11 protein-coding genes are annotated in these 14125 nt (G+C 70.1%); 3 read left to right on the top strand and 8 right to left on the bottom strand.

What is annotated here, in order from left to right; all coding sequences use genetic code 11:
- Nucleotides 1-122: 122 nt before the first annotated feature.
- Nucleotides 123-938 carry an ABC transporter substrate-binding protein gene (locus SSPN_RS0131905; protein WP_029535928.1) on the bottom strand — a complete coding sequence of 272 codons (816 nt, stop codon included), beginning with the start codon at nt 936-938 and terminating at the stop codon, nt 123-125.
- Between the two features lie 454 nt (nt 939-1392).
- Here SSPN_RS0131905 and SSPN_RS0131910 point away from each other — a divergent pair, with 454 nt between their 5' ends.
- Nucleotides 1393-2172, top strand: a complete 780-nt coding sequence (locus SSPN_RS0131910) for an endonuclease/exonuclease/phosphatase family protein (protein WP_010313050.1) — start codon at nt 1393-1395, stop codon at nt 2170-2172.
- Between the two features lie 16 nt (nt 2173-2188).
- Here the strand turns inward: SSPN_RS0131910 and SSPN_RS0131915 are convergent, their stop codons facing one another.
- From SSPN_RS0131915 to SSPN_RS0131950, 6 genes are all read right to left on the bottom strand, one after another.
- A complete protein-coding gene (locus tag SSPN_RS0131915; protein WP_010313052.1) occupies nt 2189-4234 on the bottom strand; it encodes a VanW family protein in 2046 nt (681 codons plus the stop codon).
- Between the two features lie 142 nt (nt 4235-4376).
- Complete coding sequence (locus SSPN_RS0131920; RefSeq protein WP_010313054.1) at nt 4377-4697, bottom strand: GroES family chaperonin; 321 nt, start codon at nt 4695-4697, stop codon at nt 4377-4379.
- A 262-nt stretch (nt 4698-4959) separates the two neighbouring features.
- On the bottom strand, nt 4960-6813 hold the full coding sequence (locus SSPN_RS0131925) for an NHL domain-containing thioredoxin family protein (RefSeq protein WP_029535929.1): 1854 nt from the start codon (nt 6811-6813) through the stop codon (nt 4960-4962).
- Nucleotides 6814-6876: 63 nt separating this feature from the next.
- Nucleotides 6877-7254, bottom strand: a complete 378-nt coding sequence (locus tag SSPN_RS0131930) for an inorganic pyrophosphatase (protein ID WP_010313058.1) — start codon at nt 7252-7254, stop codon at nt 6877-6879.
- A 657-nt stretch (nt 7255-7911) separates the two neighbouring features.
- Entirely contained in the window at nt 7912-9102 is a 1191-nt protein-coding gene (locus tag SSPN_RS0131945) for an ATP-binding protein (RefSeq protein WP_010313060.1), read from the bottom strand.
- 415 nt (nt 9103-9517) lie between these two features.
- On the bottom strand, nt 9518-10801 hold the full coding sequence (locus SSPN_RS0131950; RefSeq protein WP_010313061.1) for an acetyl-CoA C-acetyltransferase: 1284 nt from the start codon (nt 10799-10801) through the stop codon (nt 9518-9520).
- 103 nt (nt 10802-10904) lie between these two features.
- Here SSPN_RS0131950 and SSPN_RS0131955 point away from each other — a divergent pair, with 103 nt between their 5' ends.
- Nucleotides 10905-12242 carry a 3-oxoacyl-ACP reductase gene (locus SSPN_RS0131955; RefSeq protein ID WP_010313063.1) on the top strand — a complete coding sequence of 446 codons (1338 nt, stop codon included), beginning with the start codon at nt 10905-10907 and terminating at the stop codon, nt 12240-12242.
- Nucleotides 12243-12275: 33 nt separating this feature from the next.
- Nucleotides 12276-13118, top strand: coding sequence for a MaoC/PaaZ C-terminal domain-containing protein (locus tag SSPN_RS0131960; protein ID WP_010313065.1), 843 nt, complete (start codon nt 12276-12278; stop codon nt 13116-13118).
- A 292-nt stretch (nt 13119-13410) separates the two neighbouring features.
- Here SSPN_RS0131960 and SSPN_RS0131965 read toward each other — a convergent pair whose 3' ends face one another.
- The gene (locus tag SSPN_RS0131965; protein WP_010313067.1) at nt 13411-14061 is read right to left on the bottom strand and encodes a TetR/AcrR family transcriptional regulator; all 651 of its coding nucleotides are present in this window, start codon (nt 14059-14061) and stop codon (nt 13411-13413) included.
- Nucleotides 14062-14125 lie beyond the last annotated feature (64 nt).

The raw sequence follows: 14125 nt of genomic DNA on the forward strand, positions 1-14125 counted from the left end.
CGCTGCTGGCGGGCCGGATCGCGGTCGGCGATCGGGCCACGCGGATCGGCAGGAGTCCGGCGCGGCCGGCCGCGGTCGCGGTCCGGCGATGCCTGCTGCGGCCTGCGGCCGATCGCTCGCCGTCACTGCGGCTTCTTGCCGAACCACTTCTCGTAGATCTTGTCGTACTCGCCGTTCTCCTTGAGCTTCTTCAGCGCCGCGTTGACCCGGTCCTTCAGCGCCGTGTTGCCGGTGGCCATGCCGATGCCGTACTGGTCGCCGGTGGTGAACTCGTTGGTGATCTCGACGTTGGGGTTGGTCTTGACGAAGTCGCCGAAGACGCTGTTGTCGTTGATCGCCGCGTCGACCTGGCCGGTCTCCACCGCGGTCACCGACAGGGGCAGGTCTTCGAACTGGACGACCTCGTAGCCGTTGGCGTCCTTGTTGTCGTTCGCGTACTTCTCGCCGGTGGTGGCGAGCTGCACGCCGAGCTTCTTGCCGCGCAGGTCCGCGAGGCTGTGGACGCCCGAGCCCTTCCTCGTCATCAGTGCCTGGGTGGCGTCGAAGTACGGGTCGGAGAAGTCGAAGTTCTCCTCGCGCGCGGGCGTGATGCTCATGGCTGCGGCCGCGACGTCGCAACGCCGGGTGTTGAGGTCCTCGCCGGACTGGATGCCCTCGAACGGGGTGTCGACGATCTCCTGCCTCAGCCCCAGGTCCTTGGCGATCGCGTCGACGAGGTCGACGTCGAAGCCGACGATCTTGCCCTGGTCGTGGAACTGGAAGGGCTTGTAGTCCATGTGCGTGCAGGTCGTGAGCACCCCGGGCTTGATCACCTCCACGCCGCCGCCGGCCGTGCCGCCCCCGCCGGTGGTGGATTCGGCACAGCCCGCCGCCGCGGCGGTGGCCAGGGCGAGAGCGGGCAGCAGAGCCAACGCTCGTAGTGTTCTGCGACGCGCCACGATGTCACTCCTAGTGGTGAGAACGCGAGTGTTCGAATGGTGCCACTCGTTCAGACGTAATCCCAATGCTGAATATTGCGAACACATCAAGTTTTCGTCCGAGGCCCAGCCGCGATCCGGCCCACGATCGGAAAACTGCCAGCCGAGCACCGGGAACGCGAAAGGAACTCCGCCGAACCTCCCCTGTTCGTGCGGGTTGTCGCCCGCGGTTGCCGAGTGGCACTCAGTTTCATGTGGTATCTGCGACTGGTCAACAGGGAGCCACCGACCAGCTCCGGAGGACGTTCGCGTGCCCGTCCAGACGATCACTGCTCGTACACGGAACGTGATCCAGACGGGTGGATTTGTCGACAAGTCGCTAATACGCCATCCGGCGGTGGAGCGGATATTCGCTGGTTAGGAGACTTCGACGGGGTGCCGAGCCCGCGGCGCCGCGAGCCCCGAGGAGGTCCCGATGAAGCTTCCCGGCCTGCGACGATCAGCCGCGATGTGGGTGGCAGCCGCACTCACCGTGCTCGCTGCCGTCGCCGTACCGGTCGCCCAGGCGCAGGCCCCAGCGGCCAAGCCCTTCGACGTGCTCCAGCTCAACCTCTGCAACAGCGGCTTCGCCGACTGCTACTCGGCGGGCAAGGCGGTCAACTCCGCTATCGCGCTGATCCAGCAGCGCCAGCCGGACGTGGTGACGCTAAACGAGATCTGCGCGCAGGACATCACCCGCATGACGCGCGAGACCGGCTACCTGTGGGAGTTCACGCCGGTCGGCGACAAGTCCACCGGCGGCCCGTACACCTGCAAGGACTGGCGCGGCGACTACGGGATCGCGATCCTGACGCACCCCGACCTCGGGGCCGCCGGCGAACCGGTCGAGCGGCAGTACGCCGCCCAGGACGGCAGCAACGAGCAGCGGGTGCTGCTCTGCGTCCCGTACTCGAAGGTCTCCGCGTGCACCACGCACCTGTCTGCGGCCGACGGCCGGATCGCGGCCGAGCAGTGCCGGGAGCTGTCCGGCGTCGCGGCCGCCCTCGGCGCCGAATCGGTGATCGGCGGTGACCTAAACCTGGTCTCCGGCGGCAACCCGGACGTGCAGGGCTGCGTGCCCGACGGCTGGTACCGCAAGGACGACGGCAGCGTGCAGCACGTGCTGGCGATGGACGTGTTCCGGTTCGAGAACGCCGAGACGATCCCGGTCGACGGCACCGACCACCCCGGCCTGCTCGTCAAGACCACCCGCTGAAACGCGGGAGCGCTGGTCAGCCAGGCGGCGGTGGCGGAGCCCCGCAGTGGATGATCGGTTGCGGGTTGTAGACCGTGTGCTGGGTCTCGGTGCGCACCTTCCCGGTGGACAGGTCCTTGGTGGTCCGGGTGTCGTTCACCGAGAAGCCCGGCGTGCCTTTGCTCGGGCTGCACGGCTCGCCCGGCGGCACGACCTTCTCCTGCGGCTCCGTGGGATTGGTCCGTTCGCCGGTCTGCGAGGTCACGTCGAACTGCTTGGTGCCCCACAGCGTCACCGTGATCGACGACGACGTCCAGCGGGTGGTGATCATGATGCCGCTCTTGGCGACGTTCTTGAACTTGACGTCGATGATGCTCGCGCCGGTGGGGCCCTGGAACACGGTGGCCTCGCGGCCCGCCGGATAGCGGCTGATGTAGTAGCTGTGCGCCTTGTGCTCGACGTTCTGCATGCCCGCGAAGTACGAGGCGTTGTAGAGCGTCGTGATGCCGCCGCCGACGGCCCGGCCCGGCCGGCCGTTCTCGATGATCCCGGACTCGACGTAGCCCTGCGCGATCCCGCGCGGCCCGGTGTGCCCGTTGAGGCTGAAGGTCTCGCCCGGCTTGATGATCGCGCCGTTGACCTGCTCGGCGACCCGCCGGATGTTCACACCCGATGCGGCCTCGAACCCGTTGGTGGTGAACTCGCCGACCACCTCGCGGATGCCCATCTGGTTGGCCTGGTCGGTGGTGAACTTGGCCGGCTCGTGCACGTAGATCGCCTGCACGGTTCGGTCCTGCGGGCGGCGGAGCACCTCGTCGATCCGCTCGAAGCTCTTGTTCCAGTCGACGCCGATGCCGTCGACGGACGGCCGGACCACGGGGGCGCCGCCCGCCATGACGATCTCGGCGTCCTTGCTGCGCTTGATCGTGTCCGCCAGCTGCGGCTCGACGCCGCCGATCGCGGTTGGCAGGTCCACGCTGGACTTCAGCCCACCCGCGCCGTCCGGTTCGAACCGCAGCGCGGCGCCGATCGTCTCCGGCGAGAGGACCGCGTTCTTGCCCTCACCGCGCACCGTCACCGGCGCGGCCACCGCCGGCTGCGCGACCTCGGTCAGCGCCCGCTGCACGCCTTCGCGGGTCGTGCTCACGGGCTGCTCGGTGTACGGCAGCCGCACGGCGCCATCCTCGGCCCAGTGGGCGAGCACCTCGTCGGTGGCCGCCTGCATGTCGATGGCCTGGCCGGTGACCGGGTCGACCGCGACCGGCTTGGCGTCCTCGAACCGGATGATGCCCTCGGTGGGCGCCCGGTCCAGCTGCGGCCGGATCTGCTCCAGTGCCTGCACCAGCTGCTCGCGGTCGCCGTGGCTGACCGGGGCAACGTCGTGCGTGGTGAACAGCGAGGCGATCCGGGTGAACGGGTTCAGCGGCTGGCTGCCCGCCTGCTGATCCATCTGCAACCCGGCCTGCTCCGGGTTGATCGTGGTGGCGCGGTCGCCGACCCGCAGCTCGACGGGCTCGTTCACGCCGGGGCCGAGCTTCTCGCGCAGCTGCGTCTCGGCGGCGGCCTCGTCCAGGCCGCCGATGTCGACGCCAGCCACCACTGTGCCACGCGGCACGGTGCCGCTGGTCAAAGCCAGGTCGCCGACGTAGAGCAGCGTCAACGCGCCGACTGCGGCACCGGCGGCGACACCGGCCCGGATCAGGCTGCGCCGCTTCTTGTCGGGCTCAGTGGGCTGCGAGGCGGACGGCAGGGCGCCGCTCCAGCCGCTGGGTTCGGCGGGAACCCGCGGGATCGCTTGGGTATCGCCGATGGGTAAGGCGGGGAAGTCCGCGGGCAGCGCCGCGATCTGGGCGGTGCGCTCGGCGTCGGACTCCGGTTCCGGCTTCGGGAGTTCGGGCTTATGGCCGTTGGCCGGCAGGTTGGGCCGAGTGCCCGCTTCCAGGTCGGCCTGCACCAGGGGGATCCGCGTGGTCTGCTCGACGCTGCTCTCCGGCTGGGCTCCGCCGGTGGAGCGCTCGAGCTCGGTGCGGAACCGCTCGGTAGACGGCTCCGCACCGCTTGGCTGATCGTGGTTCTCCGGCACCGCTTCCCCTTCTCGTGTCGGTCCTGCGGTGGGGCACGTGGAACTGTCAGCGGCCGGTGGGGCACCGACCCAGGGGCGACCACCCTCGCACGCACAGCGAAACGACCGGTAAGCCGGGCCCGCTGCCGCCTCGGGCGCCGATCTACAGGTACAGCCCGGTGCCCTGTTCGGTGCGTTCGCTGGCCACGGCGTGCAGGTCCCGCTCCCGCATCACCAGGTACGCCTGGCCCTGGACCTCGAACTCGAACTGCTCGTCTGGGTTGAACAGCACCTGGTCGCCGACCTTCACCGTGCGCACGTGACTGCCCACACCGAAGACCTCGCCCCACAGCAGCCGCTTGGCAACCTGGGCGGTCGCCGGAATCACGATGCCGCCGCTGCTGCGGCGTTCCCCGGATTCCGGAGAGATGCGCACCATGACCCGGTCGTGCAGCATCTGGATTTCGAGCTTGGCATCGGTCACCCGAAAAGTTTACTTGCCGCCACCGGGCGACCAACCGGCCAGGGCCCGGTCCGTTGCACGACTTTCCCCGGCCACACCACGGCGAATCCCCCCAGTGGGTACCGCCGGTCTCCGCTGCTCAGGACCCGTGAGCACTTTCGGGGGCCGTCACGCCCGACCCGACTCACGGGCATCTACCAGCGGAAACACCAAGGCCCTGCCGAGTACGAGGCGTACTCGGCAGGGCCTGTCAACACCCGGTGCGGTGATCTTGGCGGGACGCTCACGCCTCGGTGTCGAGGCCGCCCATCACCAGGGGCAGCCGCTTCGGCCCGGCGGCGGTGATCTTGATCGGCACGCCCCAGTCCTGCCTGGTCAGACGGCAGGCCGGGTGCTCAACCGCCGGGTCGTCATCGCAGCTGGCGGCCTGCGCCACCACGTGCAGCACGCCCTGCTCGATGCCATCGGCCAGCACCAGGCGGCGGGTCAGGTCGGTGCCCACGCCAGCGCCTTCGACCAGCAGCTCAGCCGGCGACGAGGTGATCTCCAGCCGCGTCGACGGCCCGTAGCGCTCGTCCAGCCTGGTGCCCGGCGGCGGCGTGAACACCACCGCGAGCTCGACCCCGCCGCTGCCGATCTCCGTGGCGGGCCGCTTGACCTGCTGCGACGCCCCCTCGACGAGGCGGGCCGCGACGCCGGGCGGCACCGGCCGCTCGAGGCGGTGCGCGGCGGAGGCGACCACCACCAGCTCACCGTCCACCACGGTCGCACCAGACGGCTCCGCGACATCGGTGGCCAGCGTGGAAACCTCGCCGGTCGCCGGCTCGTAGCGCCGGACGGCGCCGTTGTAGGTGTCGCAAACCGCGACCGAACCGTCGGGCAGCACCGCGACGCCGAGCGGGTGCTGGAACAACGCCTTGTCGGCGGTGCCGTCGGCGTGGCCGAAGTCGAACAGCCCGGTGCCGACGGCGGTCCGCACCGCGAAGCCCCGGTCGGCGGCCTCGACCCAGCGCAGCGCCGACGTCTCGGAGTCGGCCAGCCAGAGCCGGTCACCGCCGTCGGCTAGCCCGGACGTCTGGGCGAAGAATGCCTCGTCCGCCGCGCCGTCGCGCAGGCCCTCGACCGTCGTCCCGGCGAACCGCCGGACCCCGCCGGTGACCGGGTCGAACAGGCCGAGCGTGTGGTTGCCCGCCATCGCGATCACGACACCGCCGGCCGGTTCCCACCAGGCGAGGTCCCAGGGGCTGGTCAGCGGCGTCTCCAGCGCGGGCCCGCTGTCCGAGCCGTCGCGCCACTGCTCGCCGGTCCCGGCCAGCGTGGTGACCTGGCCGTCCACGAGCCGCACACCGCGCAGCAGGTGGTTGACGGTGTCGGCGACCACCACGTCGTAGCCGACCTGCTCGGCGACGCGCTGCGGCAGCAGCGCGAGACCGGCGGGCTCGGCGAACTCGGCGGCAACGCCGTCGGCGCGACCGCGCTGACCGGTGCCGATGCGGCGCACGACCGTCTCGCCGTCGGCGGCGAACTCCACCAGCGAGTGGTTCGCGGAGTCGGAGACGAGCAGGTTGCCGCCGGGCAGGGCGATGACCTTGCCGGGGAAGCGGAGCGTCGTCGCGGGTGCCTCCGGCGGCACGTACGGGCCGTCGCCGCGGTGCAGCGTGCCCTTGGCCGCGTGCTCGGCGACAACCTCGGTGATCACGCTGCGCAGCGCCTCGACGTGCCCCTCACCTGCGGCGACGTGCGCGACGTAGCCCTCCGGGTCGACCACGACAAGCGTCGGCCAGGCCTTGACGGCGTAGTTCTGCCAGGTGATCAGCTCCGGGTCGTCGAGCACGGGGTGGTGCACGGCGTAGCGCTCGACGGCGGCGATCAGCGCATCGGGATCGGCCTCGTGCTCGAACTTCGGCGAGTGCACGCCGACGATGACGACCTCATCGGCGAGCTCGGCCTCCAGAGGCCGGAGTTCGTCGAGCACGTGCAAGCAGTTGATGCAGCAGAAGGTCCAGAAGTCGAGGACGAGCACCTTGCCGCGGAAGTCGGCGAGCCGGAGCTCCTTGCCACCGGTGTTCAACCACTGGCGGCCCACCAGTTCGGGGGCGCGCACACGGGCACGGCGTTTCTGCTGCTGAGCACTCACGCCCGGAGTCAACAACACCACCTGCGAGAACTGTTCCAACTGGGTGGCGTTCCGAGTCGCTTCTCACTTCCCGGGACGGCTGCGATCTCCGCGCGCGAGGTCGTCCCGTTCCACTAGATGGCCCCCGGTCCCGAGCACTTCGGAGCAGAACCGGCGCGCCTGCTCGACTTCGGCGGGTGTGCAGTCCAAGAGAATCTTGAGCTCGACATCGCGCTTCCGCGGATCAGCGGTCAGCAGAACACTGATCACACCCGCGCCGCGAGCAGTACCGACGAAGACGTCGACTTCGGCGCCGTCGCTGGAACGCGAGTTGTCGAGGTGGCCGTAGTCCAGGGGGTAGACCACGTCCGGAAAGCGCGGATGGGCATGGCCGCGCCAGCGGTCGATCGTCACCGTGGACGTGGCAACCAGGTCATCAAGGTTTGCGAAGAAGTCAGCCACTGTGGGAACGCTGTTCGTGCGCGCCGAAGCGGCTCCGGTGAGCGGCAACCCCGGTCCGGCACTGCCGAAGGGCATGGCTCAAGTCGCGGTGCTGCTACCGCGGCCGTGGTGCGGGTGATCACCGGCTGGCTCGGTCTCGGACGTAGTAGGCGGTCGCCGCCAGGGTGGGGACCAGGGCTCCGATCAGGACGATGGCAATTTGCACCCGAGACTCCTTTCGCGGATCGACGGATCATCGGCGCACCCGGGAATAACGCCCGGGCCGTCGGGTTATCAAGTGCGGATGGGCGAAGTGCCCGATGCCGGCAGGCGCGCCGGAATTGGAAAGCCCCGCGATGCTGCCAGGTCGGGGGTCCGACAGCACCGCGGGGTCATCCTGCATATCGACGCCCGGCGGCTACTCGTTACACACACATCCACGTGTGTCTTAGGTCACCTCCAAGTCGACCTGAACCAGCGACCCCATCGATATCTATATGCACGTCTAGCAACAGCGCTAGACAGCACTAGATGCTTGTAGAGGCCGGGGCGACCACTCGGGGAGATCTCCGGTAGAACGCCGGATGAGCTGGGCTTATCGATGCAGCAGCTGATCACTTCTCGGAAAGGCGTGCCATGCCCAGCCGCCGGTCGCGGTCCGCAACCGGTTCTTCCGGGCTATTCCTGTGTGAGCAGGTAGCGGCCGAAGTGCGGGACGGTGAACGCGATCAGGCCGCGTTCGCCCGAGTACACCAGGCCCTTCTTGATCAGGCTGTCGCGCGCCGGGGACAACGAGGACGGGCGGCGCTCCAGGTACTCCGCGATGGACGCCGTCGGCGCGGGCTCGTCGCGACCCTCGACGAGCTCCGCCATCGCGCGCAGGTACTCGCGCTCGGCGGGCGTGGCCCGCTCGTAGCGGGAGCCGAAGAAGCCGACCGCGAGTTCCGTCTCCGCCTCCGGTGCCGCCAGCCGCACATCCTCGTCGCTGATCTGCGCGCGCACCGCCGCGTCCCAGGTCGCCTTGCCGTAGGCCTGCACGAAGTACGGGTAGCCGCCGGAGATCGTGAACAGGGCGTCCAGGGCTGCCGGGGAGATCTCGGCCTCCTCGCGCTCGATGGGGGCGACGACGGCGTGGTCGGCGTCCGAGCGGGCCAGCCGGTCGATCCGCACGTAGCGGAAGAGCCGCTCGGAGTAGGACTTGCTCGCCGACAGCACGGCAGGCAGGTGCGGCAGCCCCGCGCCGACGACCACCAGCGGCGCGCCGGACTGGGAGAGCTCGTGGCAGGCGGCGCACAACGCCGAGACGTCGGCGGGCTGCACGTCCTGCATCTCGTCGATCAACAGCGCGACCCCGGTGCCGACGTCCGCGGCCAGCTCGGCGACCTCGGTGAACAGCTCGACCAGGTCGATCTCGATGTCCCCGGAGTCGGCCCGGCCCTGGGCGGCGGGCACGTCGATGCCCGGTTGCCAGCGGTCCCGGAGCTTGGCCCCGTCCGGATTGGCCTTCAGCGCGAACGCCTTCAGGACGGCGAGCACTTCTTCGACGCGGTCCGGGGCGCGGTGCCGGACCGCGAGGTCGCGGATCGCGCGGTGCAGCGCAGCGGACAGCGGGCGGCGCAATCCGGCCTCGGGGCGGGCCTCCACCTTGCCCGCGCCCCAGCCGCGCCGGACCGCCATCGACCGCAGCTCGCCCAGCAGCACCGTCTTGCCGACGCCGCGCAACCCCGTGAGCACGAGACTGCGTTCCGGACGGCTGCGCGCGACACGTTCGAGCACGACTTCGAAGGCGTCGACCTCGCGATCCCGACCGGCCAGTTCGGGGGGCCGCTGTCCGGCGCCGGGGGCGAAGGGGTTGCGGACCGGGTCCATTCCTCGGACTGTATCCAGTCGTCTAGCGCTGATTCGATATTCGGCGAGAAACCGCGATGGGTGTGTTCCCGGCAACTCGGTGCGTATTCGCTCGTCTAGGAAAATCGCTATACCGATCGATACTCCGGAATCGAGCCGGTTGGGGATCTGCGATCTTCGGCCGGTACTGGTGCGGCGGCCGCTTCGGGCACCGAGGATCTGGCCATGCATGGCGACGGAGTCCTGGCGAAAGCCGCTGTCCGAGGCCACCGCTATCCCTTCAGGACGCGGTGCCGGTTGCGAGGGTGGACAAAGCAACTGCGCCGCTTAAGCCCGCCCACCACGCTCCAGACGACCAGAACAGCCCCTCACGCGACCCGACCGCACTCACAACACCTGAGCTGCTGGAACGGGACTCTTGCGGGTCTGCCGCCGGTCAGCGTTCGAGGATGGCCGTCATGCCCTGACCGCCCGCCGCGCAGATGGAGATCAGGCCCCGGCCGGAGCCCTTCTCCGCGAGCAGCTTCGCCAGGGTCGCGACGATGCGGCCGCCCGTCGCCGCGAAGGGATGGCCCGCCGCCAGGGACGAGCCGTTGACGTTGAGCTTCGCCGGGTCGATCTCGCCCACCGGCTCGTCGCGGCCGAGCCGGTCCTTGCAGAACTCGGGGTCCTGCCAGGCCTTCAGGGTCGCCAGCACCTGCGAGGCGAACGCCTCGTGCACCTCGTAGAAGTCGAAGTCGCCCAGCCCCAGACCGACCCGGTCGAGCAGCTTCGGCACCGCGTAGGCCGGGGCCATCAGCAGGCCTTCGTCGCCGCTGACGTGGTCGACCGCGCCGGACACCACCTCGCCGAGGTAGGCCAGCACCGGCAGCCGCCGCTGCGCGGCCCACTCCTCGCTGGCCAGCAGCACGGTGGACGCGCCGTCGGTCAGCGGCGTCGAGTTTCCGGCCGTCATGGTCGCGCCCTCGCCGCGGCCGAACACCGGCTTCAGCTTGGCGAGCTTCTCCACCGAGCTGTCCGCCCGCAGGTTCTGGTCCCGCGCCTGGCCCAGGTACGAGGTGATCAGGTCGTCGAAGAAGCCGCGGTCGTAGGCGGCGGCGAGCCGCTGGTGGCTGCGCGCGGCCAGCTCATCCTGCTCCTCGCGGCCGATCTCCCAGGCCAGCGCGGTCTTCGCCGCATGCTCGCCCATCGACAGCCCGGTGCGGGGTTCGGCGTTGCGAGGGATCTCCGGCACGAGGTGCCGGGGCCGGACCCCGGTCAGCGTCTTCAGCCGCGCGGCCGCGGACTTGGCGTGGTTGGCCCGCAGCAGGACGCGGCGCAGGTCGTCGTTGACCGCGATCGGCGCGTCGCTGGCCGAGTCGACGCCGCCGGCGATGCCGACGTCGAGCTGGCCGAGGGTGATCTTGTTCGCCAGCGACACGACGCCGACGCTCTCCAGCCCCGTCGCGCAGGCCATCTGCACGTCGTGGGCGGGGGTACGGGGGTCGAGCCGGGAGCCCAGAACGGTCTCGCGCGCCAGGTTGAAGTCGCGGCTGTGTTTGAGCACCGCACCGGCGACGAACTCGCCGAGCCGTTCGCCCTGCAGCCCGAACCGCGCGATCAACCCGTCGAGGGCCGCGGTGAGCATGTCCTGGTTGGACGCGCGGGCGTAGGGGCCGCCGGACCGACCGAACGGAATCCGGTTGCCGCCGATGATCGCTACTCGCCGAACGGTGGCCATGACCTGACTCCCTAGTTGATGCGGTGTCTCTGGCACCTTAACCTACCCGTGGGTAGGTTAGACGTCGAGCGAACTTCGCACCCCAGACCCGCGGGAGTGTCCAATGGCCGACCGGTACCAGCAGTTCACCCTGTCCCCGATCGGGCGGCAGGTCGTCAAGCGGCTCGGCCTGCCCCAGCCGACGCCGCTGCGGCGCCACCGCCCCGGCGATCCCACGGTGAACGGCCCTGTACTGGTCGGCGCCGCCCCCGGCGGTCGGCTCGGTGACGCGGTCGCGGCCACCCTCAAGGACGTCCGGGCCCAGGTCCACCGCGCGCCCGTGGAGCGCGAGCGCTGTTCGGCGCTGATCTTCGACGCGACCGGCATCGGCAGCAGCGAGCAGCTGCGCGAGCTGTACGAGTTCTTCGGCCCGACGATCCGGCAGACCGATCGCTGCGGCCGGGTGATCGTGCTCGGCACCCCGCCCGAGGCCCACCAGGACCCACGCGCGCACACGGCGCAACGCGCACTTGAGGGCTTCGTACGCACCGCGGGCAAGGAACTCAAGCGCGGCGCGACCGCGCAACTGGTCTACGTCGCCGAAGGCGCCGAGAACGCGCTCGGCTCCACGCTGCGGTTCCTGCTCTCCGCGAAGTCCGCGTACGTGTCCGGTCAGGTGGTCCGGGTCGGCCCGGCCGAAGTCCCCGAGCTCGACTGGGAAAGCCCGCTGCGCGGCAAGATCGCGCTGGTCACCGGCGCATCACGGGGCATCGGCGAAGCCATCGCGGAGACCCTCGCCCGCGACGGCGCCCACGTGGTCTGCCTCGACGTGCCCGCGCAGGGCGGCGACCTCGCCGAGGTCGCCAACCGCATCGGCGGTTCGACGCTGCAGCTGGACATCACCACCGAAAACGCCGGCGACCGGATCGCCGAACACTTCGCGCAGCGCCACGACGGCCTCGACGTCGTCGTGCACAACGCCGGGATCACCCGCGACAAGACGATCGGCCGGATGACGCCGCAGCAGTGGGACGCGGTGCTCGCGGTGAACCTGACCGCGCAGGAGCGGATCAACGAGCGCCTGCTCGCCGTGGACTCCCCGCTGCGCCCCGGTGGGCGGATCATCGGCGTCGCCTCGATCAGCGGCATCGCGGGCAACGTCGGGCAGGCCAACTACGCGGCGTCCAAGGCCGGGGTGATCGGGCACGTGCAGGCCACCGCCGGGGCCGCCGCACGTCGCGGGGCCACCATCAACGCGGTCGCGCCCGGCTTCATCGAGACCAAGATGACCGCGGCCATCCCGCTGTTCGTGCGCGAGGCCGGGCGGCGGATGAACAGCATGTCCCAGGGCGGCCTGCCGGTGGACGTCGCGGAGACCATCGCCTGGTTCGCCAACCCCGCGTCGGCCGGGGTGAACGGCAACGTCGTCCGGGTCTGCGGGCAGAGCCTGCTGGGCGCCTGACCAGTTGCGATCCCCGACGGAACGGATCCCGCGATGCCGGAACTGAGCACTGCGCCGAAGCTTTCCTCGCTGTACCTCAAGGCCGTCGCCACCGGACCGAGCCGGCGCGGCGACCGGCTGCCGGACACCGAGTACCTGCGGCGCGACATCGAGATCGACCGCGACCAGCTCGCCGAGTACAACCATGTGTGCGGGTTCGGGCTGCGCGACGAACTGCCGATCACCTACCCGCACGTGCTGTCCTTCCCGCTTTCGGTGCAGCTGATGACGGACCCGGGTTTCCCGTACCCGCTGGTCGGGCTGGTGCACGTGGCCAACAGGATCCGGCAGGAGCGCCCGCTGCTGGCGACCGAGCCGCTGACGCAGCGGGTCGGCGTGGCCGACCTCCGCCCGCACCCGAAAGGCCGGCAGTTCGACGTGATCACCGAGACCGCCGCAGGCGGCGAGGTGGTGTGGCGGGAGATCAGCACCTACCTGCGCCGCGGCGCAGCCGCCGGCGAGCAGCGCGGAGAGGCGTCGGAGCCGCCGGGGCTCGGCGCGGCCTGGGAGCCGACGGCGACCTGGCGGGTGCCCGGCGGCACCGGGCGGCGGTACGCGGCCGTTTCCGGTGACCGCAACCCGATCCACCTGCACCCGTTGGCGGCAAAGGCGTTCGGCTTCCCTCGGGCGATTGCACACGGCATGTGGTCGAAGGCCCGCTGCCTGGCGGCGTTCGCCGAGCGGCTGCCGGACGCGTACGAGGTGGACGTCGAGTTCCGCACACCGCTACTGCTGCCGTCCACAGTGGACTTCACGATGCGCCGGCAGGACTCCGGCTGGGGATTCGCCCTGCATGCCCGCTCCGGCAAGCCCCACCTGCTGGGCTCCGTGCGCTGACCCTAGGTCACCGCAATTTCAATGGAAATTGCGCCCCTTCGGCGTGTCGTCCCCCGACACGCCGAATGCGGTGGACAACTTCCAAGTTCTCAATCGAAGCCAGGGCACTGGTTTCCATTGAGCGTCCTTCGTCGTGGCCGATCCGCAGCCGCGACGCTGAAAGCCCCACCGGGCTGCCGCAAGCGGCGTAGGCAGCCTTGGCCTGCCGTCGCAACCGACGCCGCTGAGGTTCCGCCACCCGCACCGCAACGCAAAAGGCGACTGGAAAACGCGCAATGGAAATTGCGGACGGTCACTGGTCCGGTGTCCAGGAGCGGCCTTCGACGAGATCGCTGAAGCCCATCCAGACCATGTTCATCAGGCGCATCGCCATCCCGTCGGCGGTGTGCTCGGGGTGCTGGAACCACCACTCGACGAGCGACTCGCAGGCCCCGACCAGGGCCACCGCGAACGGCTCGGTCTGCTCGGGCTGCATCGGCTGCGCCGATTCCTCGGTCGCCTGCGCCAGCAGCGCGGCGATCACGCTCGTCGCCCGCTGCCGCCACTCCACCAGCTCCGAGACGGAAGGCTCGCCCTGGTTGACCTGCCGGTGCAGCACCGCCCAGCCCGCCTGGTTGCGGCTGACGTACTCGAAGAACACCCGCAGGCCGCGCCACAGCTGTTCGGCCGGACTCAACCCGGCTTCCACCGCCACGCTGATCGCGTCGATCAGCCGGTTGGCCTCACGCCGGATGCAGGCGACGAAGAGCTCGTCCTTGGCGCCCAGGTAGGCGTAGAGCATCGGCTTGGAGATGCCGGCGACCTCGGCGATCTCATCCATCGAGGCGGTGTGGAAGCCGCGCGTGGCGAACACCTCGACCGCGGCGTCCAGGATCTGCCGCTCGCGAACCGCCCGCGGCAGGCGCCGCGACCGGGGGCGGCCGTTGTCCTGACGATCGACCATCTCACCTCTTACGCTGGCCTTTTCGGCCAGGCTAGATCAGATCAGATCGATTGCGCCCACTTGC

This window comes from Saccharopolyspora spinosa NRRL 18395, from assembly GCF_000194155.1.
GTDB classification, from domain to species: domain Bacteria; phylum Actinomycetota; class Actinomycetes; order Mycobacteriales; family Pseudonocardiaceae; genus Saccharopolyspora; species Saccharopolyspora spinosa.